The organism is Roseobacter sp. SK209-2-6 (genome assembly GCF_000169455.1).
Taxonomy (GTDB): Bacteria; Pseudomonadota; Alphaproteobacteria; order Rhodobacterales; family Rhodobacteraceae; genus Pseudophaeobacter.
In genome coordinates this window covers 70,899-97,612 of sequence record NZ_AAYC01000013.1, presented here as the reverse complement: position 1 = coordinate 97,612, position 26,714 = coordinate 70,899, and the positions used below count along the sequence as shown (strand labels likewise).

The following is a 26,714-nucleotide window of genomic DNA, read 5'->3' as shown; positions in this document are numbered from 1 at the left end:
CAATGGACAACGAGATTTCAACCAGTGCCGAGGCAGTGGAAGCCGCCATTCTGCCATGTGTACACGAAGTGCACTCGGACCCGGAGGCCTGCGCGGGTCTGACCGAGGTGCCGGAAAAGCTGCAAAAACCGGATGAGGCCAAGAGCCCGGCGCGCTGGGCCTATGAGCGTCTGATCCTCTATATCCAGAACTTTGAAAAGCAGCTGGACGCTGAGCATGAGATCGCCATGGGCTTTGTCGGTGGTGACGCAGGCGTGCTGCGCATCGAAGGCATGGGTTATTTTGATCCGGATATCGTGACCTTCTATGGCAGTGATGGCACCGGCGCAAAGACACAACTGGTCCAACATGTCAGCCAGATGAACGTCATGCTGCGAGCGCTGCCCAAGGCGCGTCAAGAAGCGCCGGCCAACCGCATCGGCTTCCGCCTGGCCAGTGATCTGGATACGGGTGACAGCCAATAAGCCTGTCCATGTGCTCTTGTTCCTCGATCTTCGCAGGTGCAGGGCGCCGGGGCTGCGGGCCCGCGCCCTTTGCGCTGCGATTGTCTGTTCTGATCTGTGGCCTGTTTCTGGGCTTTGCGCTTTTTAGCGAAGCCGTGAGAGCAGAGGAAAGCCAGATCGGGGGCTGGTTTGGGCAATGGTTGCGCGGCCAAGAACTGGCCGCGCATCAAAGGCTTCTTGACCGGATCGAACAGGCTGGGGCGGGGCCCACAGCCTTTGTGAGTGATGGTTGCAGCGGTGGTTTTTCTGAGAATTGGGCGCGCCTGGCTGAGCAGTCACCCTACCTCAGGGAGAGACACGGTGCAGAGCTGCCGTTTGAACCCTGCTGTGTGATCCATGACCGGGCCTATCATGACATCGCTGGCGCCAGTTCCGCCCTTGCCAGCTATCAGGCGCGATACCAAGCCGACCAAGCCCTGAGGCGTTGTGTTGAGGACGTCGGCCAAAATCGCAGCGCCGATCTGTCCGGGCACTATGGGGTTTCCGAGGATCAGCTCCACGCCGCCTATGCGGCTTTGGCCAAGATCATGTATCGGGCTGTGCGATTCGGTGGGGGCCCCTGTACGGGGCTGCCCTGGCGCTGGGGCTATGGCTACTTGGAGTGTTAAATCGGCCCTGGTGGGTGATTTCACGCAACGCTTCCGCCGCTTGCGGCCCTGTGCGCGATTGACGTGGTGACAGAGCCTGGCAAATCCAGTATCCAGCACAAAATTGAACGCGAATAGGACACTCAGTCATGGCTGAACATAAACACGGAACGATGGATACCTCCGTTCAGGAACAGACCTACGAAGGTTTCATCAAATTCTCGACACGCTTTTGCATCTTTCTGGTGTTTGTGGCGCTCTTCCTCGCGGTTTTTGCAACCTGATCGGTGATGACCAGCGTGTTTAATCGCATGCCAGCCACTTCTTTGGGTCGTATTGCTTTGCGTACGGCCCTTTTTGCTGCCTGTGCTGCACTGGCTGCCTGCGCCGAGCAGAAGAAACCAAACGCGGATGCTGGAACCCTGGCCGCCGCCTCTTATCGCCATAATGGCCCGCCTGCGCTGACGCTCTATACGGTTGTGAACAACCGTTCTGGTCAGGGTGGGCATACGGCGCTGATGGTCAATGCATCTGAACGGGTGATTTTCGACCCCGCCGGGTCTTTCTATGCGGATGTTGTTCCAGAAAAAGATGACGTGCTTTACGGAATTTATCCTGCAGTGGAGCGCGCCTATCGCAGCGCTCATGCGCGTAGCACCCACCACGTGATGACCCAGCGGATTGAGGTGACGCCGGAACAGGCGCAGCGCGCATATAACCTGATCGTCAGCAATGGTCGCGTTCCAGGTGCCTATTGTGCCCGTTCCACCAGCGCGATCCTGACACAGATCCCTGGCTTTGAGCATCTTGAGCAGACCTTCTACCCGGTAAATCTTGCGGAGCAATTTGCGAAACTGCCAGGCGTGACCACTGAGCTCTACTACGAAGAGGACAGCGAAGATCTGCAAAAGGGACTGGCCAAGGGAAATGCTGCTCTGAACGAGTAAGCCACTGTTTCCCTGTACCAATGATCACTGAAAACCGCCGAGGGAGACCACAGGCGGTTTTCTTTTGGCTGTTAGCTTGCAAACAAGAACAGCAATAAGAAGGCCATAGTTCCTACGAGCAGAGCCCAGAGCACATCGCGGGTCAAGGCGCCTGTCGCAAAGGTCAGTACGGCAGCAGCAAGATGCGGTAGGCTGATTTCGCCACCCGTTGGTGTGGGCCAGATCACCATGGGAGCAACCAGCGCGGGAATGATCGCCACCGCCGTGTACCGCAGATGTCGCATCAGCCAGAGGGGCAGGCTGCGCCCCCCCATAAAGGCAAGAAAGGCAAATCGCAGACCGAAGCTGCCAAGTGCCAACCCGACAATGATGAACCAGAGCTGAAAGCTGTCAAAACCATTCATTGCGCGGCTCCTTGCTGAGAGCTGTCCTTGGCTGCGGCGCGCTCCAGCCATAGTTCCGCCTGCGCACCTGCCATCATACCCGCAAGCCCTGCGGCAATGAGGCCAAGGTTAAAGGGCAAAAGCGCTGCAGGAAGAGAAACCGCAACCGCGACAAAACAAGCAACCATATGGGCAGGTGTGCGCAGCATCGGCCCTATCATCGCCAGGAAAGCCAGGGGTAAGGCAAAATCCAACCCCCAGCTGTCTGGGACTTGGGTTCCGACCGTGGCTCCGATCAGAGTAGTGATCATCCAACAGGGGGCGACCAAGCCATTTGTGCCAAAGAAATAGGCCATGCGCTGGGCAATGGTCATTTCTGGAGCGTTTTCGAATTGCACGATGGACAGCGCATAGGACTGATCCACCGTGAGATAGGCCGCACAGGCCCGCTGCCACAGAGGGGCCTCGCCCAGATAGGGGGTGAGGGATGCGGAATACATCGCCATGCGCAGGTTTACCGCTAGGGCTGAGATCAAGATGATCAGAAGCGGCGTCTGCTCTTGGAGGAGTTGCAAAGCGGTAAACTGTGCTGATCCGGCAAAAACCGCTGTGGAGAAAGTGAAAGCCTCAAGGACATTTAGTCCAGCTTCCCCTGCCAGCACCCCAAACAAAAGGCCAAAAGATCCCGATACCAAAAGAAAAGGCGCGCTATCGCGAAAGCCTTTCCAGAATGCCGATTTCGTGGTGGTGATTGACATGCGCGCGTCCTAAATTCACCTCCAATAGGTAGGCAGAGCGTCGGAGTTTCGCAATTGGTAAAATCATCTGACCTGTCGGAAATTCTTTCCGACTATTTGATCGCACCAGACCCTGGTCGTGCAGGGCTGACGAGGGCTGTCGAGGGGCGTGATGAGCACGGGGTGCCGGTTTCCCTCTCGGTTGTGGAAGAGCGCCCGCTAACGATCTACCTGAACCGTCAGGAAATCGTGACTGCCATGACCATAGGTGACTACCCGGAGTACCTGGCCCTGGGTTTTCTGCGCAATCAGGGAATGCTCTCTACGGATGAGGAGATCCTGCGTGTCGATTTTGACGAAGAGCTGGAAACCGTTGTGGTGCGCACCGCCTCTGAGACCTCTTACGAGGAAAAGCTGCAGAAAAAGACCCGCACCTCGGGCTGTGCTGTTGGTACGGTCTTTGGTGACATGATGGAGGGGCTGGAGGATGTGCTTTTGCCCCAGGTGCAGGTGAAAGCCTCCTGGCTTTATGCGCTGGCGCATAAGATCAACCGCACGCCCTCGCTCTACCTGGAGGCAGGGGCCATCCACGGCACAGTACTGTGTCATCAGGACCGCCCGCTGGTCTATATGGAGGACGTCGGCCGTCATAACGCGGTGGACAAGATCGCGGGATGGATGCTCTCCGAAGGCGTCACGGCTGAGGATAAGATCCTCTATACCACCGGGCGCATGACCTCTGAGATGGTGATCAAGACCGCGATGATGGGCATCCCGGTGCTGGCCTCGCGCTCGGGCTTTACCGCCTGGGGGGTGGAGATCGCGCAACAAGTAGGGCTGACCCTCATTGGCCGCATGAAGGGGCAGAGATTTGTCTGTCTCTCCGGTGACGAGCGGCTGGAGCGGGACATTGATCCCCGAACCGTGCCGCAGGAGGAAAAGAAAAACCGCAGGAAAGGGTCGGCATGAGACATTCAAGGCAGAGCCCATCCGGAGGTGGAGGCAAAACGCCCGCCGTTTTGCCAGAGGCAAACCTCTGGTTTGACGGGGCGGAGGGGCGCTGCCTGACTTCGCCGGGAAAGGGAGAGTTCGATGAGTGAGAATACACTTGGCCTATTGGCTGGGATGTCGTGGTTTTTTGGGCCGTTGCTTTTGCTGGGTGCCTTGTCATTTTGGGCCATGTTTCGTTTTTGGCGACCCATTGCTCAGGAATTGAACGTTTCCTTTTTCAACCGGTCCGTTTCGCACAAGGTCCTTTTCGCGGGAACTATTGGTGGTAGCCCGGAGCTGCAAAAGCGGGTGAAGAAATACCGCTGTGCCTATGCAGGCATCCTTGCGGGTTTTTTTGCGTTTATCTTGATCTTTCTGAGCTGGGAGGGTTTCATTTTTCTTTTGTTTTTCCTTGCACTATCCGTGCTCTTTTCCCGCCCGTTTGAGGTTGAAGGAGATCAGCCATGACCAAACCCTTGGGCATAATTCTCGCCGGTGGTCTCGCCACCCGCATGGGAGGCGGCGATAAGGGGCTGTTGCAGATCGGTGGGCAAAGCTTGCTGGAACGGGTTCGGGACCGGCTGGCGCCACAGGTGTCTGGGCTGGCGCTCAATGCCAATGGCGATGCCGCTCGGTTCAAGGATCTGGACCTGCCGGTCATTGCGGATAGCATCGAGGGCTATGCGGGCCCTTTGGCCGGCGTGCTGGCGGGGCTCGATTGGGCCGCAGCACAGGGCGCGGAGGCGATCGTGACCGCCGCTGCGGACACACCTTTCTTTCCCGAAGATCTGGCGGAGCGCCTTCTTGCGGCCTCCGAAGGGCAAAAGCATCCTCTGGTCCTGGCAACCACGCCGCGCACTGGCGATGAGTTGCTGAAATCCGGCGGTGGCAAGAAGATCAACCGCCACCCGACCTTTGGTCTCTGGCCGGTTGCCCTGCGCGATGATCTGCGTGCGGCCTTGAACGGGGGCTTGCGCAAGGTGGTGCTCTGGACCGACCGGCACGGCGGGCGCGAAGCGCTATTTGAGGCCGAGCCTTTTGATCCCTTTTTCAACGTCAACACGCCCGAAGACCTGAAGCGGGCAGAGGAGTTGCTGCGATGAAGATCTACGGTGTCACCGGCTGGAAGAACTGCGGCAAAACCGGGTTGATGGAGCGCCTGGTGGCGGAGTTCACCACGCGCGGATTGACAGTCTCGACCCTGAAAAATGCGCATCACACCACCGATGTGGATCAACCAGGCACCGACAGCCATCGGCACCGCGAAGCCGGAGCCTCTGAGGTGGTGCTGGCCTCACCAAATAGGGTTGCCATCATGCAAGAGCTGCGCGGGGCCGAGGTGCCCTCATTCACCGAGCTCTTGTCGCGGCTGCGCCCGGTGGACCTGGTGCTGGTCGAAGGCTTCAAGCGTGAAGCGCATCCCAAGATTGAGGCCTACAGAACCGCTGCAGGTCAGCCCTTGATTGCTCCGGAGAATAGCAGCATCCGCGCGGTGGCCAGCGATGTGCAGTTGCATTTGGACCTTCCGGTCTTTGATTTGGATGATACCAAAGCGATTGCCGATTTTATCGCCACCGAACTGGCGCTCTGATCCCAAAAGAAATACCCCGATACACATACCCCGATACACACAGGGAACTGACCCAAATGTCTTTGAAGCCGCCGCCCCTTAGCAATGATTGTTTTGCCCTGCCTGCGGGGGTGGATTGGACGCCGGTTGACCAGGCCTTGGCGCTGCTCAGGGACCGTCTGGGGGTGGTGACACAGAGCGAAATTCGCCCTCTGTCCCAATCGCTGGGGCGGGTTCTGGCTGCGGATGCTCTGGCGCGGCGCTCCAACCCGCCTTTGCCGAATACGGCGGTGGATGGCTACGGCTTTGCCGGCCCCGTGGGGGAAGGCGAAGTTGTCTTGCCACTGGTGGAGGGGCGTTCCGCTGCCGGAGTTCCATATGAGGGCAGGGTGCCCGCCGGTCATGCCATTCGCATTCTCACTGGCGCGGCCCTGCCGGATGGGGTGGATACGGTGATATTGGAGGAGGATGTGAACTGTGATGGTGCGCAGATCGCCTTTAATGGACCGCTGAAGCAGGGCGCCAATACCCGCAAAGCCGGGGAAGATGCATTGGCTGGCTCAGCCATCCTTGCGGCGGGCCGTGTGGTGACGCCTGCGGATCTGGCGCTTGCCTCTGCCACCGGGCTTGCAGAGCTTGCGGTGCGCGCGCCGTTGCGTGTCGGGGTGCTATCGACCGGGGATGAACTGGTAGAACCCGGCGAGCCCGCCGCACCGGGGCAGATCTATGACGCCAACCGGGTGATGCTCCTTGGGCTCTTGGGGCAGATGGGGTTTGCACCGGTGGATCTGGGCAAGGCCCCGGATGATCGCGCGGGTCTGCGCGCCACGCTGGATGAGGCCGCTCCCAAGGTAGACGCGATCCTCACCAGTGGGGGCGCCTCTGCCGGGGATGAGGACCATGTCTCGGCTCTGTTGAAAGAGGCAGGCGCCCTACAGGAGTGGCGCATTGCATTGAAACCTGGCCGCCCGCTGGCCCTGGGGATGTGGCAGGGGCGCCCCGTTTTTGGCTTGCCGGGCAATCCGGTGGCCGCCCTGGTCTGCACCCTGATCTTTGCGCGCCCGGCCCTGGGCCTGATGGCAGGGGCGGGCTGGCAAGAGCCACAGGGGTTTGACGTGCCCGCCGGTTTTGCCAAGCGCAAGAAACCTGGGCGACGGGAATACCTGCGCGCCCGCATGCGTGACGGGCGTGCTGAGGTTTTCAAATCCGAAGGTTCGGGCCGGGTTTCAGGTCTGAGCTGGGCCGAGGGTTTGGTGGAATTGGGTGATGGGGCAATGGAGATCAACCCCGGTGATCCGGTTCGTTTCTACCCCTACAGCAGCTTCCTAATGTAGGGGCTGCATGTAGAGTGGCGCAGCAGGGTCGGCAAAAAACTACGTGTTTTCGCAATCTGTTTCTCCCCTTTCCTTTCCGGCTAGAGTGACCTGCGCAACCTCACTGCCTGGTCACTTGGGGCAGGTACTTGAAGAAAGGGGACAGGATGAGTGCTATGGTTTTTGTCGCGGTTCTCCTGGCAGCACTTCTGCATGCCGGGTGGAACTCTCTGGTCAAATCCGGGCTGGATAAACGTGTCAGTATGGGCGCGGTTGTGCTGGGGCATGCGCCTTTTGCGTTGCCGCTGATCGTTTTCTCCCCTTTGCCGCAACTGGAAAGCCTGCCCTACCTCGGGGCCGGCATTCTTCTGCACTTTGGCTATCAGCTCTTCCTGATGCAGTCCTACAGATTAGGGGATCTTACCCAAGTTTACCCTCTGGCACGGGGATCGGCACCCTTGATCGTGGCGCTCTTTTCGGCCTTTGTCCTGGGGGTGCCAATGCTAAAGCTGGAAGCCCTGGCTGTGCTGATCATTGCCGCAGGGATTATCAGCCTGGCACTGGTTCGCCGGACCGATGGGCAGAGTAATCCCAATGCCGCATGGCTGGCTCTTGTGACCGGCGGTTTCATCGCAGCCTATTCGCTGGTCGACGGGCTTGGCGCCCGGTTGGCGGGAACGGCGCTAGGGTTTTATGCCTGGCTTTCGCTTGGCAACGTGGTGCTGATGCTAGCCTATCTTTGGCATGCGCCGGGTGGGGCGCTTCGCCAGATCGCGGGGCCTGCATGGCGCATTGGCCTGTTCGGCGGTGGTGCTTCCTTTGCGGCCTATGCTCTGGTGATCTGGAGCTTTACGCAAGCGCCCATCGCCCTTGTGACTGCACTGCGTGAGACCAGTATTGTCTTTGCCCTGTTGATTGGAGTTTTTGTCATGAAAGAGCCGCTGGATCTGCGCAAACTGCTCGCAACCATGACTACTCTTCTGGGGGCGGCGCTGTTGCGCTTTGCCCGGTGAGGAGCTTAGATGCGTATACTGGCCTTTTCCGACCTCCATTGCGATGTCGCCACTGCTGAGGCGCTGGTACAGGAGAGCGGCTCTGCGGATGTTTTGGTGGGCTGCGGTGATTTTGCCACCCAAGGGCGGGGGGGCGAAGCCGTCGTACATGCGCTTGCGCAGTGTCCGGTGCCGGTTGTTCTGGTGCATGGCAATCATGATGACCCGCGCGCGTTAGAGCAATGTTGCAAAGGCTGGGATCACATCCATCTCTTGCATGGGGGGGCAGTTACCCTTGGCGGCATTGATTTCTTCGGGTTAGGGGGAGAGGTCCCGGCTCGCAACCCGAAGGCCTGGAATGCCAGTGAAACGGAGCAGAAGGCAGAAGAGTTGCTGGCAGGTCTTAGGGAGCCGCTGGTGAGGGAGAAAACCGTTCTGATTACCCATACGCCCCCCTATGGCATCGCCGATAAGCAAAGTGATGGACGCCATGAGGGCAGCCAATCCATTCGTCAGGCCATTGAGCGCTTTGGCCCCAGCCTATGCCTATGTGGTCATATACATAATGCCTGGGGGGTGAGCGGTGTCATCGGCGCCACGGGGGTTCACAACCTTGGTCCAAAGGCCAATTGGTTTACCCTGTGATGTGAAGGTGATCCGCGTTTCGGTGAGTTTGTGCTCCTTCTAGAGCTCCTTGGAGGGAGGCAAAAGGAAGGTCCAGACGCAGATAGTTTTTGTCAGCCGACAAGGCTAGTCAAAGGTTCCCGCAACCCGACCCAGCAACATAAAGGCGCGCGCGGTGCGGGTGCTGCCCAGGGCGGTAATCTCACCATCGCTGGCCTCGGTCTCAAAGCCGGTGAACATCTGGTCAAAGCAGCGCAGAAAGTGATGCGCCGCATCGCGAAAGATCGGGTCCTGCTTCATGCGGGCTGCGGTCAGCGCCAGCGATGTCCGGTCCCGCACACCACCGAGGGTCGCAACCTCGCGGCCGCGCGTGCCCTGCGCGAATTGGCGCCAAACCTCTGGCCGCGCCATATCAGGGCGCAGGTCATCCATATAGATGCCATCCTGGCTGAGCAGGGTTAGAACATCCTGTGCGGCCTGCACTACTTTTGCAGCCTTGCGATCCTTGAGTGCCGCACGCAGGGCTGCAAAGCCTTCCTCGTCTTCGGCTGTTTCCGGAAAGTTCAGCGCCCGGATGAACTGATCCGAGGCAAGGGGAGGCGCGATATCTTCGGCGGTGGTACCCAGTGCCAGGCTGCCCTGATCTGCCTGCGCCAGCTCTTTGGCTTCGGCGGGGATTGCAGGGCGGGTCGGATTGACGCTGCGGCTGCTTTGGAAAGTGGCAATGGCACTTTCGGTCTTGCGGGTGGCCTCGGCGATTTCTTCCAGTTTCTTGCTGACAGAGGGCTCGGACGCTGCAGCATTCTGCTGCGAATGGGTGAGATAGCTGTGGCGCAGGTTGTCGATCGCGGATTGCAGGCGCTGGCTCTCTTCCCGCATCACCCGGGCAGATCTGAGGGCAGAAGTCCCGACCCAGATCATCACCAGCGGCAGTGCGATGGCCAGCGCCGTTAGCAGGCTTGGCGTCCAGTGGGTAATGCCACGCCCTTCTGGTGCCAGAACATAAAGCGCAAGAACCACCAGGAGCCAGAGCACTGAAAGCACAATGGCAATAGTCTCTGCGCTGCCGATCCCTGCGTCTCCCTGACCAGTCGCAGAGCCGAGACCAGAGGAGGAAGAAGCGCTTTTTGAAGGGTCCTTGAGCGTCATGGTCCGACTCGTGCTATGAGAGAGTGGCGTTTAGAAGAACGCTAACAGTACAAAGGCCTTAGTGCAAAAGAGAAGGCAGCACCGGAGCCATTAAATTCACCTAGGCGTAGACGATTTTCAGGATTTCATAGGAACGCTCACCACCAGGGGTGCGCACTTCGACGCTGTCGCCCTCGTCTTTGCCGATCAGGGCACGGGCGATGGGGGATTTGATGTTCAAAAGACCCGCTTCAATATTGGCCTCATGTTCTCCAACGATTTGCCAGGTCTTTTCTTCGTCGGTGTCTTCATCAACGACGGTGACCTTGGCACCAAACTTGATCGAACCAGAAAGCTTGGCAGGATCAATGACATCAGCCAGACCGATGATGCCTTCCAGTTCTTTGATGCGGCCTTCGATAAAGCTCTGCTTTTCGCGGGCAGAGTGATACTCGGCGTTTTCCGAAAGATCGCCCAGCTCGCGCGCTTCGGCGATGGCCTGAATGATCGAGGGACGCTCAACCGACTTCAGGTTCTTCAGCTCGCTTTCCATCGCGGTGTGGCCCGCTGGGGTCATCGGGATCTTTTCCATATCTCTTTTCCAGGTCTTGGACCGGGTGGCGCTGCTGGGCTGCCCGGTTGTTGGCATTTGCGAAAGGCAGAGCCCCGCTACAGTGCTGCAGCGGGGCCTTTCTTTACTTTGACAAATACCTGACCCAATCCGGGCATGAATTTCAAGAGGCAGCGAGCCTGAACCAGTGGGGAAATCCGGACAACTGGAGGATTTTGCCGAATTTTGCCGCTGTGGCAGCAGGTTTCGGCAAATTGTCGCGTGCCTCGGTGAGAGGCGCAGAGCGGTGCCAGGCGCAACGCGGAGCTGCCAGCCAGAGGGCTTCAGTCATCATATTGCACCACCTCAAATTCGATGTCGTCATGGTCGCAGAAATAGAAGCGGCGGCCTGGTTCATAGTCCGCATGGCTGTTTGGCGTGAAGCCCGCAGCTACGACAGCCGCTTCGGTGGCTTCGATATCCTCCACCACCACAGCCAGATGGTTGAGGCCGCCACGGGTCGTGTAGCTATTCCCAGGCTCCGCAGGGGTTTCCGGCGGCGCATAAAGCGCAAGATAGCTGTTCTCTCCTCCAACATGCAGGCTGAATCCGTTGTGGATGGAGTTTCCAGACCAGCGGGTTTGCCAGCCGAAAACCTCGCGCATCCACTTGGCGGTGGCTTCGGGGTTGGTCACGGTGACATTGGCATGTTCAAGAATGGCACTCATCTGCTTTCTCCTTTTTCAATCGTGTTTTGACTTGAGTCGCTTCACCGTAATTTCTAAACCTAACTTTAGCTCAAGAGATTTTTGAGAAAATCTGACAAAGGAGAAAACGGCATGGCAAAACAGGCAGGCGTGGCGATTGGCTATCTGTCAGAGCGGACTGGTCTCGCGGTCTCCGCAATCCGCTACTATGAGGCGCAAGGATTGTTGGAGCCCTGGCGCAATGCTGGCGGGCAGCGAAGGTTTCATCGCGCCGACATCCGGCGGCTCAGCTTTGTCATGATCGCGCAGCAGTTTGGCTTTTCGCTACCGGAAATCCGCAGCTTTCTGAAAGACCTGCCTGGCGGACGTACCCCAACGCCAGAAGACTGGGCGCGGATTTCGACAGGGTTTCGCAGCCATCTGGATGCGCGAATCGAAACCTTGCAAAAATTGCGGGACAATCTGGATGGCTGCATTGGCTGCGGCTGTCTGTCACTGCCCAAATGCAAGCTTTACAACCCCGAAGACCGTGCCGCCCAAAAAGGTCAAGGACCGCGGTACCTTATGGGGGATAGTCCAAAGGCGCAAAATGAGGCCTGAGTGACGAAAACAGACGTTCTTTTCAGTCAAAAGCGCTGTTCTACAGGAGGCTAACGCAGAGTTTGGATTGACCTCTTGGCGGTTCAAACGCTAAGCAACCGCGAAACAAAATTGCGCCCAGGACTGTCCCTTTGCAAGGGACCTAGCGAATACCAATAGCCAAGGAGCACCTCTATGGCCGAGATCGAACGCGAAACAATGGAATATGACGTGGTGATCGTTGGGGCAGGCCCCGCCGGTCTGTCCGCAGCGATCCGTTTGAAACAGCTGGATGCCGACCTTGAGGTCGTGGTGCTGGAAAAAGGCTCTGAAGTGGGCGCGCATATTCTGTCCGGCGCAGTGCTGGACCCCAGCGGGCTGGATGCGTTGATCCCGGACTGGAAGGAAAAAGGTGCGCCGCTCAATGTGGCCGTAGAAGAAGACAATTTCTACATGCTGGGTGAAGCGGGCGAAGTTCGGATCCCCAACTTCCCGATGCCGCCCCTGATGAACAACCACGGCAACTACATTGTCTCCATGGGCAATGTTTGTCGCTGGATGGCAGAACAGGCCGAAGAGCTGGGTGTTGAAATCTTCCCCGGCATGGCCTGCTCCGAGCTGGTCTATGGCGACAATGGTGAAGTCAAAGGCGTGGTTGCCGGTGTCTTTGGTCTGGAAGCAGATGGCACCTATGGCCCCAACACCGAGCCAGGCATGGAGCTGCACGGTAAATATGTCTTCCTTTCCGAGGGCGTGCGCGGCTCGCTGTCCAAGGAAGTCATCGCCAAATATGACCTGCAGGCCGGCAAAGACGTGCAGAAATACGGCGTCGGTATGAAAGAAATCTGGGAGATCGACCCCGCCAAGCACAAAGAGGGCACCGTCACCCATACCATGGGCTGGCCGCTGAACTCCAACGCGGGCGGCGGGTCCTTCATCTATCACCTGGACAACAACCAGGTTTACGTCGGCTTCGTTGTGCACCTGAACTACAAGAACCCCCATGTTTATCCTTACATGGAGTTCCAGCGCTTCAAGCACCACCCGATGGTGGCTGAGCTGCTGAAAGGCGGCAAGCGCGTGGCCTATGGTGCCCGTGCCATCACCGAGGGCGGTTATCAGTCCATGCCCAAGCTGGTGGCACCCGGTGTGGCGCTGCTCGGCTGTTCTGCCGGTATGGTCAACGTGCCGCGCATCAAGGGCAACCACAACGCCATGCTCTCTGGCAAAGCCGCAGCCGAGGCAGCCCATGCGGCAATCAAGGCAGAGCGCGCGGGCGATGAACTGTCCGATTACGAGACCTCCGTGCGCGATGGTGCTATCGGCGATGACCTGAAAAAGGTCCGCAACGTCAAGCCGATGTGGTCCAAGTGGGGTATGCTGCCTTCGCTGGTTCTGGGCGGTTTCGACATGTGGTTCCAGACCCTTACCGGCGGCTTCTCCCTCTTCGGCTCCCTCAGCCACGGCAAGAATGATGCCGAAAGCACAGAAGAAGCCTCCAAGCACAAAGAGATCGACTATCCAAAACCGGATGGGGTGCTCTCTTTTGATCGTCTGACCAATGTGTCCTTCGCGGCGACCAACCACGAGGAAAGCCAGCCTTGCCACCTGCGCCTGGCAGATCCGGCGCTGCCGATCTCGACCAACCTGCCGAAATTTGCTGAACCGGCGCAGCGCTATTGCCCGGCGGGTGTCTATGAGGTGGTCGAAAAAGACGGTCAGCAGGAGTTCGTGGTGAACTTCCAGAACTGCGTTCACTGCAAAACCTGCGACATCAAGGACCCCAGCCAGAACATCACCTGGACCACGCCGCAGGGTGGCGACGGACCGAACTATCCGAACATGTAATGGAAGGCTCGCTGCAAAAAGAGATCCTGGATTTTGCAGTGGCCTTTTCTGGCGGAAAACAACGTAGCACCTGGCAGAGCGATCTGCCGGGTGCTTTTGCTATGGATGGTGCAGATGTTACGGAATTCTTGGAGGCCTTTGCCGATCAGTTTGAGGTCGATTTGTCTCCACTGCGATGGGAGTTCCACTACAACGCGGATGAACCCCCAGGGCGTCGGCGGGTGCTTCCGCTTGATCCTGCGGGCAAAGTGATACCCTACGATCCGATCACGCTTGAGATGCTGGAACGGGCTGTTTTGGCCGGACGTTGGACCTATGAATACCCTGAGCACAATATCAAGGAACTACCCTTTCGGTTTGAACTGCCCCCCTGGCCCCTTGGACTGTCTCTTGCACTTGCCTGTTGCATCTATTTCTTGTGGGCTGGCTAGCGGGTTTTCGGCTGCGCCCTGCGCGGAGATGCCAAAAGAAACTTTGAATGGACTGGATTAACCCCAAGGTCACAGGAAGCTGAGCGGAGAGCCATTGAAGCTTAACCTTCTTGGCGCTACGCTTTCGCGCAGGCAGAGCAGACATCCGCAAGGGAGCCCCGCGTGACCACATCCATTTTTCGCACCCTGACAGGTGCGACCTTGATCGCCGCATCATGCACCGCAGTTCAGGCTGACGGCCTGGCTGGCGCCTATCTGGCCGCGCGCGCCGCTACCTATGAGGGGGATTTCTCTGCCTCGGCCGAGTATTACACCCGCGCCCTGGTGCGTGATCCAGGTAATCCCTTGTTGATGGAGCATGTGGTCTTTGCCCAATTGGCGATGGGAGAGCTGGAGCGGGGTGTCCCGGTGGCACGTCGCCTCTGGGATCTGGGTGCGCGCAGTCAGGCGGCCAATATGGTGATGGTTGCTGACCTTGCTCTCAAGGATGACTATGCCGCAATTCTGCAGCGTGAGATGGCGCAGCATCAGATCCACCCTCTGGTGGATGGATTGTTGAATGCCTGGGCCCAGATGGGGCTGGGGGATGTGGATGCAGCCCTGGCTGAATTTGACAAGGTCGCTGAACAGGAAGGACTTCGTCCCTTTGCGCTGTATCACAAGGCCCTGGCCCTGGCCTCTGCTGGCAATTACGGCGGTGCCGAGGCGCTCTTTGCGGCGGATGAGGGGCGGATCACTCGGCTGTCGCGCCGCTCTGTTTTGGCTCGGGTTGAAATCCAGTCGCAACTGGGCAAGTTTGAGGACGCTTTGGCAACCCTAGAGGGCGCTTTTGGGACGGGCACGGATCCAGCCCTGATGTCGCTGCGCCAACGGTTGGAGGCAGGCGAGGCCTTGGGGTTTTCGACCGCGCCGACAGCGCAGGCAGGCATCGCAGAGGTTTTCTTTAACCTGGCTTCTGTGCTGAACGGTGAAGCGGCCAATGATTTTGTGCTGATGTTTGCGCGGGTTGCCCAGAAACTCAGTGCAGAACATGTCGATGCGGTCCTGCTGTCTGCGGAAATTCTTGACCAGTTGGGCCGTTACGAATTGTCCATCGACACCTACAAAAAGGTGCCGCGCAACCACCCAGACTACTACGCCGCCGAAATGGGACGTGCAGAGGCCCTGCGCCGCTCGGCTAAGCCAGAGGCGGCAACAGAGGTTCTGGAGCAATTGGTACGCGAGTTTCCAACCCTGCCGCAGGTTTCTGTCAGTCTCGGCGATCTTTTGCGACAGCAGGAAGAATATGCAGGCGCGATCAAGGCCTATGACAGTGCTTTGGCAAACACGCCGACAGAGGCCAATAGCCGTTGGTTCCTGCTCTATGCCCGTGGGATTTCCCACGAACGCCTGTCCCATTGGCCAGAGGCAGAGGCCGATTTCAGAAGCTCACTGGCGCTCCGCCCTGAAAGCCCACAGGTACTGAACTACCTTGGCTACTCGCTGGTTGAAAAGCAGGAGAAGCTGGACGAGGCGCTGGATATGATCCAGCGAGCCGTCGCTGCACGCCCAGAGTCTGGCTATATAGTGGACAGCCTAGGCTGGGTGCTCTACCGCCTAGGCCGCTATGAGGAAGCGGTCGGACATATGGAGCGCGCCGTGGCCTTGATGCCGGTCGATCCGGTGGTGAATGATCATCTGGGGGATGTTTATTGGGCCGTCGGCCGGGAGCGTGAGGCCGAGTTCCAATGGAAGCGCGCGCTTTCCTTTATCCGCGACGGGGAAGGGGACGGCGAAGCGGATCCCAAGCGGATCCGCAGCAAGCTGGAGAGCGGCCTGGATGCGGTGCTGGAACAAGAAGGTGCCGCCCCTTTGAAGGTCGCTAATGACGGTTGAGCTGCTTGCGCCGGCCAAGGTCAACCTGACACTGCATATCACTGGACAGCGGGCGGATGGCTATCATTTGCTTGATTCTCTGGTGGTTTTTGCAGATTTCGGGGACAGGCTGCGACTGGAACCCGGACCTGAAATGCAGATCAGTCTCCGAGGGGCCTTTGCCAAAGGCGTTCCAACCGATGGCAGGAACCTGATCTGGAAAGCCGCAGCTGGCGCTGGTTGGTCAGGGCACGTCTCTCTGGACAAGCAATTGCCCCATGGGGCCGGGATTGGCGGTGGCTCCTCTGACGCTGCGGCGATGCTAAAGGCGATCAGAGAACTAGGACAACCGATCCCAGCGGATTTGCCGCTTGCCCTGGGGGCGGATGTGCCCGTCTGCCAGGAGCAGCGCGCAACGCGTATGCGCGGCATCGGCGAAGAGCTGACCCCGATTGAATTGCCCAGGCTACACGCGCTCCTGGTCAACCCTGGAGTGTGCGTTCCCACTGGCGCTGTCTTTCAGGGGCTTGCGGCGCGCGAAAACCCCTCCATGCCAGCGGACATCCCCGAGTTTTCTGCCGCTGAAGACTGTGCGCTCTGGCTGCAGACTCAGCGCAATGACCTCGAATCCCCGGCTATCGCTGTCGCACCGATCATTGATCGCGCCCTTGCCGATCTGCGGGCAACCCGAAACGTTCTTCTTGCGCGTATGTCAGGATCCGGTGCGACATGTCTTGCGCTCTATCCCAGCAAACAGGCCGCGCATTTGGCAGCCTATGAAATTGGCGCGGAACATCCCGAATGGTGGTGCCGGGCGACCTGTCTGACGTGAGTCAGGAACAGGTATATTCCGATGGCAAACATCTAAATATCGCGAGACCGCGCCGCAGCTTGCTGCGGCGCCAGGCCCAAGGGCTAAAGGGTGCGTAAGCACCCACATAGCGCGCGGGAGTGTTCGCCACTCGCAAATAGAATGGGCGCTTCTTGCGGCTCTGTGCAGAAAAGGAACTGGCTTGCGCCTTAGTTCAGCCGGGAAACCACATAATCCGCCAGATCATGCAGCATTTGGCGGATTGGGTGCTCTGGGAGAGCGGTCAGAGCATCTGTTGCTTTGGCAGCCCAGTTCAGCGCATCCTGACGGGTGGCTTCCAGGGTTTGATACTTTGCCATCAGCGCCAGAGCCTGCTCTAGATCGCCCTCTTCCTGGCGCCCCTTTTCGATGGTGCGTGTCCAGAAAGCATGTTCCTCGTCAGTTGCTTGCGCGACTGCCTTGATCACTGGCAGGGTGAGTTTGCGTTCCCGGAAATCATCGCCGACGTTCTTACCCGTGGCCTTGCTGTCCCCCTGATAATCCAAGAGGTCGTCAGCAATCTGAAAGGCGATTCCCAGGGCGTCCCCATAGTCAAAGAGCGCTTTGATTTCGGTCTCAGAGGCCCCGGCGATGACACCACCAACTTCGGTCGCAGCCGAGAAAAGTGCCGCTGTCTTGCCTCGTACCACCTGTAGATAGACCGCCTCATCTGTGGCCAAATTGGAGGCCGCCGTCATTTGCAGCACCTCGCCCTCGGCGATGGTGGCTGAGGCATTGGCCAGAATATCCAGCACTTTCAGCGAGCCGGTTTCGACCATCAGCTGGAAACTGCGGGAAAACAGGTAGTCCCCAACCAATACCGAACTTTTGTTGTCCCACAGCAGGTTGGCGGTGGGGCGACCACGGCGCTGGCCGCTCTCGTCCACCACGTCATCATGCAGCAGGGTAGCAGTGTGAATGAACTCCACCGTTGCGGCCAGCTTGATGTGGTGCTCTCCCTCATAGCCGCAGAGACGCGCGGCTGCGAGTGTCAGCATGGGACGCAGGCGTTTACCCCCGGCCTCAACCAGATGTGCGGTCACCTCCGGGATGCGGGGTGCATGTTTAGAGGCCATGCGGGTCTGGATCAGGCTGTTTACCGCTTCCATCTCGCTGCTGAGAGTGGCTGCGAGCAGTTCATGCGGTTTTTGCGACGTGACTTGGTTCATTGCGTTCCCGGCTTTCAGGCTCGACAAGGCTCTATCCTTGCCCTTAGATCCATCCCCATGAAAGAGCTTTTGCGCAGCACCGATCCAACCGTCCTGGCCTTTGCCTCCGCCCTTCTTGAGGGTGAGGATATAGACTGCTTTCAAGTGGACGTAAATATGAGCATCCTCGAGGGCGGCATAGGAATTTTTCCCCGACGCCTCATGGTGCGAGAGGAAGACTACGATCTTGCCCTGCGCGCCATGCGCGACAATGAAATCCCTTTGGGACGATGACCAGAAAAAACGATACCACAGCTGAGACTGCGGCGGAAACGACCGCAGAGCGCTTTGCGTCGCGGGATCTGACCTGCGATGATTTTCTGGGCGGCAAGGTCCGGCTGTTGCAGCCAAAATCCGGCTATAGGGCAGGGGTTGACCCGGTGCTGCTGGCGGCGGCGATCCCTGTTCATTCCGGGCAGAAGGTCCTGGAATTGGGATGCGGTGCTGGCCAGATGCTCCTGTGCTTGGGGGCCAGGGTCGCGGACCTGCGCCTGACGGGGGTTGAGTTGCAGCCGGCCTATGCGGATCTGGCACGTCGTAACGGCTGTGAAAACGCGCAGGACCTGGAGATCATTCAGGCGGATCTGACGCATTTGCCCACTGACCTGCGGCAGCGTCAGTTTGATCACGTCATGGCCAATCCCCCGTATTTTCGTGCGGGCGCTCATAGTCCGGCACAGGATGCCGGGCGACAAGTCGCCCTGGCTGGGCCCACGCCCCTAGAACTTTGGATCGATGTGGCGGCCCGGCGGTTGAGCCACAAAGGCTATTTGCACATGATACAGCGGGCGGATCGCTTGCCCGAAATGCTCTCCGCCTGTGTTGGTCGTTTGGGGTCGCTGGAGGCTCTGCCATTGGCCGCGCGCGACGGGCGTCAGGCTGAACTGGTCATTTTGAGGGCCCGCAAAGGAGGGCGCGCAGAGTTCCGCCTGCATGCGCCCTTTGTGTTGCACCAAGGCGCGCAGCACCTGCGAGATGAAGAGGACTATAGGCCAGCGGTTCAGGCAATTTTGCGAAGTGGCGCAGCCCTGGACTGGCCGGGATAAGAGCGCAGCTAAGCTGCATAGGCCTTTCCACCACCGCTATGGCTCTTCTTTTTGGCCCGATTCGACCCAAACTGCGCGGGCTTTGGCCGATGTAACAACTTCATGTCAAAAACTATGCGTCTGCAGCGTGACATCGCGTAAAACATGTGCTCCACTCCATTCTGCCCCCAAATGGTGGGGCATTCGCAATACTCATTTATGGAGGAACGCCATGAGCCTCAGCTCGCATCTTACCGAACTTAAAAAGAAGCATGAGCACCTGAGTACGGAAGTTGAACTAGCACAGCGATCGCCGGGAACAGATGGCCTGCAGATTGCTGAAATGAAAAAACAGAAGCTTAAACTGAAGGAAGAGATTGAGCGTCTGTCGAGCGAAGCTGAAGTGGCATAGATCCCCTTAATGAGAGTTTTCGCAAGGGCTGCCAAATGGTGGCCCTTTTGCGTTTTTGAGACAGGCTGATGGCCGGTTGTGAGTTTCCTGTGGATGTCAGGCGCTGCTCTTGGCGGCTAGAACTGCGCCACCTGTGATCAATGCGGCGGCTAGGGCCAGGGGCCAGCCAGGTTCCGCAATACCTGCCAGAACCAGAACCAGGGTCGATAGGAGAGGGGCCGCATAAGAGCTGGTTCCCAAAAGCTGGATATCTCCCTGTTTGACGCCAATGTCCCAGACATAGAACGCCAGACCCACTGGCCCCACTCCCAGCAAAAGTGTTGAGGCCCAGCCGAGTCCACCTGCGGGCCAGACCGTTTCCTCTAGGGAAAAGTGCAGGATCCAGGAGGCCAGCGCAGAGGCCAGACAGAAGATCGCCACTGAACTTGTGGGGGCTGAGCCAAGGCGTCGTGACAACACCGAATAGCCGGACCAGGTGAGCGCGCAGAGAAAGGCCAGAATGTATCCGGGCAGGTATTCTATCTGAAACCCGGCATTCCCACCTGAAATGATCGCAGCGGCGCCGGCAAAGCCCAGGAGCGCACCAATCAAATGCCCGGTGCGCAGGCTCTCACCGGGTAGCAGGCCAGAGAAGAGTACGATCAGAAGTGGCCAGAGGTAAGCGATGAGCCCGGCCTCTGCGGCTGGCGCCAGTCGCAGCGCTGAGAAGTAGAGCGCGTGATAGCCAAAAAGGCCGACCGTGCCAAAGGCATAGACCTTGAGCGGCACCCTGCGCAGGCTGGGCAAGTCACCCTTGGCTGCAGTCCAGACCAGACCCAGGGTGCCACCTATACTAAAGCAGAGCGCATTTAAAAGAAGCGGGGGCGTCGGCTCTGAGCCAACGGTGAACAGAGCCAAAAGGGCCCAAAGCAAGACCGCGACAAAGCCAATCGAGGTGGCCCGAGATTTAGTCATAAGCGTGGGATGTCCTCTGCCGGGATGATGTTGAATTCTTCCGATACATAGGCCGTCTTTTCAATCTCCGCGATAAACCAATCTCTAAATGCTGCGATCTGGGGTCGCGTTTCGGTGCCCGGTGCGCAGAGAAAGCGAAAATGTGCCTTAGTCTCGATAGCGGTTTTGAACGGGGCGACCAGACGGCCAGCATGCAGGTCCGTAATGGCCATGCCGCGCCGACCCAGTGCTACGCCTGCTCCAGCAACGGCGGCGTCAATGGCATGATCCGCCTGCGAAAAATGTGACCCATGAGTGGGGGTGAAATCGATACCCTGGGTGCGGAACCAGGCGGGCCAATCACATGGTGGGTCCAGAAAATCGATTGATTCGTCAAAGATCAGAGGTGCCTCTCGCAGACTCTCGGGGGTTTTGAATTGCTCAGCGAGCTCTGGCGACATCACCGGTGTCACCCATTCCGGCGGTACCCGCACCACATAAAGCCCCTCGTCTGGTCCATAGCCAAAGCGAATGGCGACATCGACTTCATCCCGGGCAAAATCCATCATTCGTAAAGTCGCCGAAAAGCGCAGATCGATTTCTGGGTGGGCGCGGGCAAATTCATAGAGCCGGGGTGCGAGCCATTTTGCAGTCAGGCCCGGCCCGGCTGTAACAGTCAGGGTGGTGTTGTCCTGCAAACGCCGTACCGCTCTCCAGGCGGCGGTCAGGGCCTCAAACCCTTCCTGTGTGCCGGGGGCCAGGCTTCTGCCTGCCTCCGTCAGCTCCACCGCTCGATTCAGGCGTCGAAACAGCGGTTGGCCAAGATGCTCTTCCAGGGATTTGATCTGAAAGGAGAGGGCGGCAGGGGTGACGTGCAGCTCATCTGCCGCTTTAGCAAAAGACATGTGACGTGCGGCGGCGTCAAAGGCACGCAGGGCAGTAAGGGGTGGGAGGCGATCAGACATTTCAGATAAGTATACCTTAACTGAAGGTAGGAAAAGTCTCGTTTGTTGCTTCCAACGCGACGTCGCATATTGGTGTCAGGTTAAGCAAACTGATCTGAATTGGAGGCTGAAACGATGGAATTCACAGCAAATGCAGATATCAAAAAGGCCCTGCATCAAGCGCATGAAGAGCGTGCAAAAGCCTTTGGTCTGGCGCTGAGCTGGATCTTTCGTCGCAGGGTGCCGATTTCGATCAGACCAAAAGTTTCCCGCTGGGCCTAGGCGCGCCGCTATTTTTTGGTTCTTACGGGATAGGAAAAGGGCCGGTCCATATGGGCCGGCCCTTGCCATTTCTTGGCTGACAGAAAGATCAGCACAAAACCGGCTTAGACAAAGAACTGCGCGCCATTGGCGGAGATGGTCGAGCCATTGATGAAGCCAGAGTCATCGGAGGCCAGGAAGGCCACGCAACGTGCGATCTCTTCCGGCTCCCCCAGGCGACCTGCGGGGATCTGGCCAATAATGGACTCGCGTACTTTTTCTGGAACCGCCATGACCATTTCGGTTGCGATGTAGCCAGGGCAGATCGCATTGGCGGTGATGCCTGCGCGCGCACCTTCCTGCGCCAGGGATTTCACAATGCCCAGATCGCCCGCCTTTGTCGCGGCATAGTTCACCTGTGCGAACTGGCCCTTTTGGCCGTTGATCGAAGAAATCACGATAACGCGGCCGAATTTGCGCTCGCGCATGCCGGGCCAGATCGGATGAACGGTGTTGAAAACGCCGGTCAGGTTGGTGTCGATCACCTGCTGCCACTGCTCTGGTGTCATCTTATGGAATGGGGCGTCGCGGGTGATGCCCGCATTGGCAACCACAATGTCGATGGGGCCGAGGTCGGCTTCGACCTGTGCAATGCCTGCGGTGCTTTCTTCATAGCTGCCGACATTCCATTTGTAGGTCTTGATGCCGGTTTCTTCGGTGAACTGAGCCGCTGCCGCGTCATTGCCAGCATAGGTGGCAGCAACGTTGCACCCCTGGTCCTTGAGCGCCTGAGAAATCGCTGCGCCGATGCCGCGGGAGCCGCCGGTGACGAGTGCAGTACGTGCCATGTGAGGTATCCTCCAATTCGAGATTCGCTTGGTAATCTTGCTATAGTTTTACAATGCTGTACGCAACAATGTTGCGCAACGGATTTTCGCCGCAATGCCGCGTATTTTGTCGCACCTGCGGCAAGTTATTGTCATGTCAATAAAAAGGGCGCCTGCTTGGGCGCCCTCTCTTATGTTCCTTATGCCCAAGATCAGGGGCGCTCCAGGCACATGGCCACGCCCATGCCGCCACCAATGCAGAGGGTGGCAAGGCCTTTCTTGGCATCGCGGCGCTTCATCTCGAACAGCAGGGTGTTCAGAACCCGGCAGCCAGATGCACCAATCGGGTGGCCGATGGCGATGGCACCGCCGTTTACGTTGACGATGGCCGGATCCCAGCCCATGTCCTTGTTCACGGCACAGGCTTGGGCAGCAAAGGCTTCGTTGGCTTCGACCAATTCCAGATCGTCCACGGACCAGCCAGCTTTTTCCAGCGCCTTGCGGGAGGCATGGATCGGGCCGACGCCCATGATTGATGGGTCAAGGCCGGCAGTCGCATAAGAGGCTATGCGGGCGAGAGGCTCGATGCCGCGACGCTCGGCTTCATCGGCGCCCATCAAAAGGGCAGCTGCCGCACCATCATTGATGCCAGAGGCATTGGCCGCGGTTACGGTGCCGCCATCGCGCACGAATGCGGGGCGCAGTTTTTGCATGCCTTCGATAGTGGCGCCGTGGCGGATGTATTCATCGCTGTCGACAATGATATCGCCCTTGCGGGTCTTCACTGTGAAGGCGGCGATCTCATCAGCGAATTTGCCGGCTTTCTGCGCCGCTTCGGCCTTGTTCTGCGACGCAACCGCAAATTCATCCTGCATTTCGCGGGAGATCTGCCACTGCTCGGCTACGTTTTCCGCTGTCTGGCCCATGTGGTAGCCGTTGAAAGCATCCCAGAGACCATCACGGATCATCGTGTCGATATATTTGAGGTCGCCCATCTTGTGACCGGCGCGCAGATGCGCAGCATGGGTCGAAAGGGTCATGTTCTCTTGACCACCAGCAGCAACGATGGAGGCATCCCCCAACTGAATGTGCTGAGCAGCCAGTGCCACGGCGCGCAGGCCGGATCCGCAGACCTGGTTAATTCCCCAGGCAGAGCTTTCTTTGGGCAGGCCTGCGTTAACATGAGCTTGCCGGGCGGGGTTCTGGCCCTGGGCAGCGGTCAGGACCTGGCCCAGAATGGTCTCAGAGACTTCTGCCTTGTCAACGCCTGCACGTTCGACCACGGCTTCAAGCACAGCTGCGCCGAGATCATGCGCGGGGGTATTGGCGAAAGCTCCACCAAAACTGCCGACGGCTGTTCGCGCGGCGGATGCAATTACAACATTGGTCATCGATATGGCTCCTCTGCCATCAAATTTGTGGTCTGGGAATCCAAAACGAAATGAAGATCTGGTTCACCACGCAAGAATCTTTCCCATTCCCTCTGAGTGCCGACATAATCTATTGCTGCACTTGCAGCAATAGACAGGGTGTCTCAGGGGAAAGAGTGAGTCAACCGGGGTTAGAAAAAAAGGTAATTTCAAGCTTAGAACGCGCAGGATGCTTCCAGCTGCAGGGGGAGAATTCCACTGCTGCGGCGCGGCGTTAGCGGCTCAACTGAGGTTCAGGCCCGGCTACGCTGTTTGAGGTCTTCCAGCCAGGGTGGGGTCACCATGGGGGCGCCATAAAGGAAGCCTTGCAGGCAATCCACACCCATGGAGACAAGCATCGCAGCGTCCTGTTCTGTTTCTACGGATTCGGCGACCACCAGTAGATCGAATTGTTTTGCAATGCCGACCAGGGCGCGGGTGACCGCCTGATTGTCGTAGTTGCTGGACAGGCCCCGAATGAACTGGCCATCGATTTTGACCGCATCAAAGAGGAAGTCTCGGAAATGTCCAATCGCGGTAGCGCCCGCTCCGAAATTATCCAGTGCAAATGCGATCCCGTGTTTCTGCATCCGGTCCATGAAATCGATCACCAACTCGGGTGTATCCATAGCTGAGGCTTCGGTGATTTCCAGAACCAGACGTTCGCCCAGGGTATTGTCCTTTTTCAGAAAGCGTTCCAGCACCTTGTTCCAGCGGGAATAGCCGATTGCGCGTGCTGACATGTTTACCGACAGACGGATCTGAGGCGATTTGGCCAGCGCCCGGAGGCCATGCTGCAGGGCCAAGCAATCCAGCTCGCGGCCAATTTCCGTGTCTGCAACCACATGCATGAATTCCCGCGCGGGGATCACCCGACCGGTGGAATCCAGCACACGAATGTAGCCTTCGTAAAAGGCGACCTCATGGGGAGGCATGGCCTGCATGATAGGCTGAAAGGCCAACAGCGTTTGATCGTGTTTTACAGCTTCTGCAACCACGTCCAGAACAGAGCGATCCCGCCGTACCACGGCCGCCGAAAGAGGGTCCTGGCCGCCTTCGGGGATACTTGCCCGTTTCATCAATCGCTTGCTAACCACTTTCAGGCCCCCTGGATCTATTCCCCAACTGGGGACTATGCGTCACAGGGGAGCATCGGACAAAAGGATAAAGGCAGGCTTAAAGTTCAAATTTGATGGAAATCTTCTGAGGGCTGCGGTCCCTCTGCATCCTGCCAGGTCACAGACCAGGGGTGCCACGGTCTTGCGGGTGACGATCCAAGTGCTTTTTCTTAATGGTTTCAGAAGTGTCCCTACTCCCATCATGGCTGTATCCCGGCGGAGCAAAGGCATAGAGCAGGCGCTCTTTCAGGGTGAGGTTGCTTTGGGTGACATCGCGAAAAATCGAGACCCATTCGTGAAAAGCCACGCGCAGCGGATTGAAGGTCGCAATATTATAGACTAGGCCATAGTCGACCGGATCACGTTCCTGTTCAGGCACAAAGGTGCCAAACATCTTGTCCCAGATGATGAAAACACCCGCATAGTTGCAGTCCAAGTAGCGAGGATTGCGACCGTGGTGAACGCGATGATGGCTGGGGGTGTTCATCACCGCCTCGAACCAGCGTGGCATCTTGCCGATGGCTTCGGTGTGAATCCAGAACTGGTAGACCAGATTGATCCCTCCCACAAAGAGAACCAACCCGGGATGAAACCCCAGAAGGACCAGCGGTGCGCGTACCAGCATTACAAAGGAAAACGTGCCTGTCCAGGTCTGACGCAAAGCAGTGGTCAGATTGTAATGCTGGCTGGAATGGTGGTTCACATGGCTGGCCCAAACCCAGCGAATACGGTGCCCAAACCGGTGGACCCAGTAGTAACGTAGGTCATCAAGCACAAAGCAGATCAGAATGGCCCAGATCGATGTCCCCATGTCCAGCGGTGTGATCTGCCAAAGGAGCATGAAGAATCCCCAGGCAATAAAGCCCAGCACCAGACCGGAGGCCACACTTCCGGCGCCCATGATCAGGGAAGTCACTGCATCGCGGGTCTCATAGCGGCCACCACGCCCCTTGATGGCGATCCACAGGAACTCTGCCAGGATGGCGGCAATAAAAAACGGGACGGCCAGCTGGGTCACGTCGGGAAAGGACAGGGCGGAGGTCATGACAGTGATCCTTCAGGTTTGGCCTCTTCGTTTCTCAGAAGTCTCTGCCAGTTTTGCTTTTCTTCTGGTGTAAGCTGCAAGCTTACCTCTGGTGCGGCAAAATCAGGCAGCCGAAACTGCAGACCCTTCTTGGTTTCGCGCAGAACAAGGGGGTTTAGATAGCGCGCGACGGTGTCATCGCCAAAGCTCCAGACCAGGCCCACGGGGGCCTCATCCTCGGTGGTGAAAACCAGCGCCGCCAGCCCGTCGCCTGAAAGGGTGATGTGTTTGACCTCGCTTTCGGGGAATTGCCGTAGCCAGGCTGCGCCTGCGGTGGTCATGTCCATCCGGCGCAGGCGAGAGCGACCTGTCAAATGCAGGAGAACAGCAATAGCTCCGATCCCCCCGATCACCAGGATAAGCAGAATCTCAAGCGGCATTGACAGATGATCCCTCCAAGATTGCGCCAGTTTTGCGCGAAACTCGAACAGAATGGCGGTCTGAATTGGGTCCTGTCAAAGGTGGCGTTGGGTCAAGCCATTGGGAAAACCATCCAGGGTTGGGTCAAACGGGACGTCCGGCAGGTGAAACTAGGCCAAGGTTGGTTGACCTGCGCGTTCAAGGATTTCCATCTTCACTACCCGTTCAACAAAAGGCAGCATACCCGCAGGACCCGAGGCGCGATCCTTTAGGTGGATGCAGAGGTCGGGCCGCAGGGTTGCGATCAACTCGATCAGGTCACCACGCGTCTGGTCATCCAGACCGGCCCCCATGATCACACAAGAGATGCGCGGTTCACATTCCAATTGGCGCACGGTTTCAGCTTGGTCATGTGCGCCCAACCATTCTATCGGCAAGTGGTCCAGGCGTCTTGCGACATTGCCAAGGACATCCGGCAGTTTTCCAATCAAAAGGACAACGGGATACATTTCTTTCTCCCTGCAAAAGACAATTGGGGTT

33 protein-coding genes are annotated in these 26,714 nt (G+C 58.1%); 19 read left to right on the top strand and 14 right to left on the bottom strand.

All coding sequences use genetic code 11. The features are described from left to right. Window positions 1–2: 2 nt before the first annotated feature. The 4 genes from RSK20926_RS17910 to RSK20926_RS17895 all read left to right on the top strand — a co-directional run bounded on the left by RSK20926_RS17910 (window position 3) and on the right by RSK20926_RS17895 (window position 2,037). Window positions 3–464, top strand: a complete 462-nt coding sequence (locus tag RSK20926_RS17910) for a DUF6173 family protein (RefSeq protein WP_008208886.1) — start codon at window positions 3–5, stop codon at window positions 462–464. A gap of 80 nt (window positions 465–544) precedes the next feature. Next, a complete protein-coding gene (locus RSK20926_RS17905; protein ID WP_198136596.1) occupies window positions 545–1,111 on the top strand; it encodes a hypothetical protein in 567 nt (188 codons plus the stop codon). Between the two features lie 128 nt (window positions 1,112–1,239). Next, window positions 1,240–1,374 carry an aa3-type cytochrome c oxidase subunit IV gene (locus RSK20926_RS17900; protein WP_037255665.1) on the top strand — a complete coding sequence of 45 codons (135 nt, stop codon included), beginning with the start codon at window positions 1,240–1,242 and terminating at the stop codon, window positions 1,372–1,374. A 6-nt stretch (window positions 1,375–1,380) separates the two neighbouring features. Continuing rightward, a complete protein-coding gene (locus tag RSK20926_RS17895; RefSeq protein ID WP_008208881.1) occupies window positions 1,381–2,037 on the top strand; it encodes a hypothetical protein in 657 nt (218 codons plus the stop codon). Window positions 2,038–2,108: 71 nt separating this feature from the next. Here RSK20926_RS17895 and RSK20926_RS17890 read toward each other — a convergent pair whose 3' ends face one another. Both RSK20926_RS17890 and RSK20926_RS17885 read right to left on the bottom strand, forming a co-directional pair. Then, a complete protein-coding gene (locus RSK20926_RS17890) occupies window positions 2,109–2,441 on the bottom strand; it encodes an AzlD domain-containing protein (protein WP_008208880.1) in 333 nt (110 codons plus the stop codon). Continuing rightward, window positions 2,438–3,178, bottom strand: a complete 741-nt coding sequence (locus RSK20926_RS17885; RefSeq protein WP_008208879.1) for an AzlC family ABC transporter permease — start codon at window positions 3,176–3,178, stop codon at window positions 2,438–2,440. Before RSK20926_RS17885 ends, RSK20926_RS17890 begins: the two co-directional genes overlap by 4 nt. A 54-nt stretch (window positions 3,179–3,232) precedes the next feature. On the opposite strand from RSK20926_RS17885, the gene fdhD reads away from it, so the two are divergent. The 6 genes from fdhD (at window position 3,233) to RSK20926_RS17850 (ending at window position 8,667) form a co-directional block, all read left to right on the top strand. After that, the gene (gene fdhD / locus RSK20926_RS17880) at window positions 3,233–4,126 is read left to right on the top strand and encodes a formate dehydrogenase accessory sulfurtransferase FdhD (protein ID WP_008208878.1); all 894 of its coding nucleotides are present in this window, start codon (window positions 3,233–3,235) and stop codon (window positions 4,124–4,126) included. 485 nt (window positions 4,127–4,611) lie between these two features. Beyond that, a complete protein-coding gene (mobA, locus tag RSK20926_RS17870) occupies window positions 4,612–5,250 on the top strand; it encodes a molybdenum cofactor guanylyltransferase MobA (protein WP_008208876.1) in 639 nt (212 codons plus the stop codon). Beyond that, the gene (gene mobB, locus RSK20926_RS17865) at window positions 5,247–5,738 is read left to right on the top strand and encodes a molybdopterin-guanine dinucleotide biosynthesis protein B (protein WP_008208875.1); all 492 of its coding nucleotides are present in this window, start codon (window positions 5,247–5,249) and stop codon (window positions 5,736–5,738) included. Before mobA ends, mobB begins: the two co-directional genes overlap by 4 nt. 56 nt (window positions 5,739–5,794) lie before the next feature. Beyond that, window positions 5,795–7,051 (top strand): molybdenum cofactor synthesis domain-containing protein, encoded by a 1,257-nt coding sequence (locus RSK20926_RS17860; RefSeq protein WP_008208873.1) that lies wholly within the window; start codon window positions 5,795–5,797, stop codon window positions 7,049–7,051. A gap of 146 nt (window positions 7,052–7,197) precedes the next feature. Beyond that, the gene (locus RSK20926_RS17855; protein ID WP_037255658.1) at window positions 7,198–8,043 is read left to right on the top strand and encodes a DMT family transporter; all 846 of its coding nucleotides are present in this window, start codon (window positions 7,198–7,200) and stop codon (window positions 8,041–8,043) included. Window positions 8,044–8,052: 9 nt separating this feature from the next. Then, on the top strand, window positions 8,053–8,667 hold the full coding sequence (locus tag RSK20926_RS17850) for a metallophosphoesterase family protein (protein WP_008208871.1): 615 nt from the start codon (window positions 8,053–8,055) through the stop codon (window positions 8,665–8,667). 105 nt (window positions 8,668–8,772) lie between these two features. On the opposite strand, the gene RSK20926_RS17845 is transcribed toward RSK20926_RS17850, so the two are convergent. From RSK20926_RS17845 to RSK20926_RS17835, 3 genes are all read right to left on the bottom strand, one after another. Beyond that, window positions 8,773–9,795, bottom strand: a complete 1,023-nt coding sequence (locus RSK20926_RS17845; RefSeq protein ID WP_008208870.1) for a hypothetical protein — start codon at window positions 9,793–9,795, stop codon at window positions 8,773–8,775. Window positions 9,796–9,895: 100 nt separating this feature from the next. After that, entirely contained in the window at window positions 9,896–10,366 is a 471-nt protein-coding gene (gene greA, locus RSK20926_RS17840) for a transcription elongation factor GreA (RefSeq protein ID WP_008208869.1), read from the bottom strand. A 302-nt stretch (window positions 10,367–10,668) separates the two neighbouring features. Then, window positions 10,669–11,052, bottom strand: coding sequence for a VOC family protein (locus tag RSK20926_RS17835; protein WP_008208867.1), 384 nt, complete (start codon window positions 11,050–11,052; stop codon window positions 10,669–10,671). Between the two features lie 111 nt (window positions 11,053–11,163). Here RSK20926_RS17835 and soxR point away from each other — a divergent pair, with 111 nt between their 5' ends. The 5 genes from soxR (at window position 11,164) to RSK20926_RS17810 (ending at window position 16,575) form a co-directional block, all read left to right on the top strand. Further along, window positions 11,164–11,631 carry a redox-sensitive transcriptional activator SoxR gene (soxR, locus tag RSK20926_RS17830; RefSeq protein WP_008208865.1) on the top strand — a complete coding sequence of 156 codons (468 nt, stop codon included), beginning with the start codon at window positions 11,164–11,166 and terminating at the stop codon, window positions 11,629–11,631. A 174-nt stretch (window positions 11,632–11,805) separates the two neighbouring features. After that, window positions 11,806–13,458, top strand: a complete 1,653-nt coding sequence (locus tag RSK20926_RS17825; protein WP_008208864.1) for an electron transfer flavoprotein-ubiquinone oxidoreductase — start codon at window positions 11,806–11,808, stop codon at window positions 13,456–13,458. Beyond that, entirely contained in the window at window positions 13,458–13,889 is a 432-nt protein-coding gene (locus tag RSK20926_RS17820; RefSeq protein WP_008208862.1) for a DUF1493 family protein, read from the top strand. The genes RSK20926_RS17825 and RSK20926_RS17820 overlap by 1 nt, the downstream gene beginning before the upstream one ends. Before the next feature lie 162 nt (window positions 13,890–14,051). Further along, on the top strand, window positions 14,052–15,764 hold the full coding sequence (locus RSK20926_RS17815; RefSeq protein WP_008208860.1) for a tetratricopeptide repeat protein: 1,713 nt from the start codon (window positions 14,052–14,054) through the stop codon (window positions 15,762–15,764). After that, entirely contained in the window at window positions 15,754–16,575 is an 822-nt protein-coding gene (locus RSK20926_RS17810; RefSeq protein WP_008208858.1) for a 4-(cytidine 5'-diphospho)-2-C-methyl-D-erythritol kinase, read from the top strand. Before RSK20926_RS17815 ends, RSK20926_RS17810 begins: the two co-directional genes overlap by 11 nt. A 188-nt stretch (window positions 16,576–16,763) precedes the next feature. On the opposite strand, the gene RSK20926_RS17805 is transcribed toward RSK20926_RS17810, so the two are convergent. Continuing rightward, window positions 16,764–17,762: a polyprenyl synthetase family protein gene (locus RSK20926_RS17805; RefSeq protein ID WP_008208856.1), complete on the bottom strand. Its 999-nt coding sequence runs from the start codon at window positions 17,760–17,762 to the stop codon at window positions 16,764–16,766. A gap of 57 nt (window positions 17,763–17,819) precedes the next feature. Here RSK20926_RS17805 and RSK20926_RS17800 point away from each other — a divergent pair, with 57 nt between their 5' ends. From RSK20926_RS17800 to RSK20926_RS17790, 3 genes are all read left to right on the top strand, one after another. Continuing rightward, on the top strand, window positions 17,820–18,035 hold the full coding sequence (locus RSK20926_RS17800; protein WP_008208854.1) for a putative signal transducing protein: 216 nt from the start codon (window positions 17,820–17,822) through the stop codon (window positions 18,033–18,035). Beyond that, on the top strand, window positions 18,032–18,847 hold the full coding sequence (locus RSK20926_RS17795; protein ID WP_008208853.1) for a tRNA1(Val) (adenine(37)-N6)-methyltransferase: 816 nt from the start codon (window positions 18,032–18,034) through the stop codon (window positions 18,845–18,847). The genes RSK20926_RS17800 and RSK20926_RS17795 overlap by 4 nt, the downstream gene beginning before the upstream one ends. 211 nt (window positions 18,848–19,058) lie before the next feature. Then, window positions 19,059–19,238 carry a YdcH family protein gene (locus tag RSK20926_RS17790; RefSeq protein WP_008208852.1) on the top strand — a complete coding sequence of 60 codons (180 nt, stop codon included), beginning with the start codon at window positions 19,059–19,061 and terminating at the stop codon, window positions 19,236–19,238. 96 nt (window positions 19,239–19,334) lie between these two features. Here RSK20926_RS17790 and yddG read toward each other — a convergent pair whose 3' ends face one another. Both yddG and RSK20926_RS17780 read right to left on the bottom strand, forming a co-directional pair. Then, window positions 19,335–20,192: an aromatic amino acid exporter YddG gene (gene yddG, locus RSK20926_RS17785; RefSeq protein WP_008208851.1), complete on the bottom strand. Its 858-nt coding sequence runs from the start codon at window positions 20,190–20,192 to the stop codon at window positions 19,335–19,337. Beyond that, window positions 20,189–21,136 (bottom strand): transcriptional regulator GcvA, encoded by a 948-nt coding sequence (locus tag RSK20926_RS17780; protein WP_008208850.1) that lies wholly within the window; start codon window positions 21,134–21,136, stop codon window positions 20,189–20,191. The genes yddG and RSK20926_RS17780 overlap by 4 nt, the downstream gene beginning before the upstream one ends. Window positions 21,137–21,250: 114 nt before the next feature. Here RSK20926_RS17780 and RSK20926_RS22920 point away from each other — a divergent pair, with 114 nt between their 5' ends. Then, a complete protein-coding gene (locus RSK20926_RS22920; RefSeq protein ID WP_008208849.1) occupies window positions 21,251–21,397 on the top strand; it encodes a hypothetical protein in 147 nt (48 codons plus the stop codon). 104 nt (window positions 21,398–21,501) lie between these two features. On the opposite strand, the gene phbB is transcribed toward RSK20926_RS22920, so the two are convergent. From phbB to RSK20926_RS17750, 6 genes are all read right to left on the bottom strand, one after another. Continuing rightward, on the bottom strand, window positions 21,502–22,224 hold the full coding sequence (gene phbB, locus RSK20926_RS17775; RefSeq protein WP_008208848.1) for an acetoacetyl-CoA reductase: 723 nt from the start codon (window positions 22,222–22,224) through the stop codon (window positions 21,502–21,504). A gap of 191 nt (window positions 22,225–22,415) precedes the next feature. Continuing rightward, the gene (locus tag RSK20926_RS17770) at window positions 22,416–23,594 is read right to left on the bottom strand and encodes an acetyl-CoA C-acetyltransferase (RefSeq protein ID WP_008208846.1); all 1,179 of its coding nucleotides are present in this window, start codon (window positions 23,592–23,594) and stop codon (window positions 22,416–22,418) included. Between the two features lie 272 nt (window positions 23,595–23,866). After that, window positions 23,867–24,691: an EAL domain-containing protein gene (locus RSK20926_RS17765; protein WP_008208845.1), complete on the bottom strand. Its 825-nt coding sequence runs from the start codon at window positions 24,689–24,691 to the stop codon at window positions 23,867–23,869. A 157-nt stretch (window positions 24,692–24,848) separates the two neighbouring features. Continuing rightward, window positions 24,849–25,775: a sterol desaturase family protein gene (locus RSK20926_RS17760; protein ID WP_008208844.1), complete on the bottom strand. Its 927-nt coding sequence runs from the start codon at window positions 25,773–25,775 to the stop codon at window positions 24,849–24,851. Next, entirely contained in the window at window positions 25,772–26,194 is a 423-nt protein-coding gene (locus RSK20926_RS17755; RefSeq protein WP_008208843.1) for a hypothetical protein, read from the bottom strand. The genes RSK20926_RS17760 and RSK20926_RS17755 overlap by 4 nt, the downstream gene beginning before the upstream one ends. A gap of 150 nt (window positions 26,195–26,344) precedes the next feature. Further along, window positions 26,345–26,683, bottom strand: coding sequence for a hypothetical protein (locus RSK20926_RS17750; protein ID WP_008208842.1), 339 nt, complete (start codon window positions 26,681–26,683; stop codon window positions 26,345–26,347). Window positions 26,684–26,714: the final 31 nt, after the last annotated feature.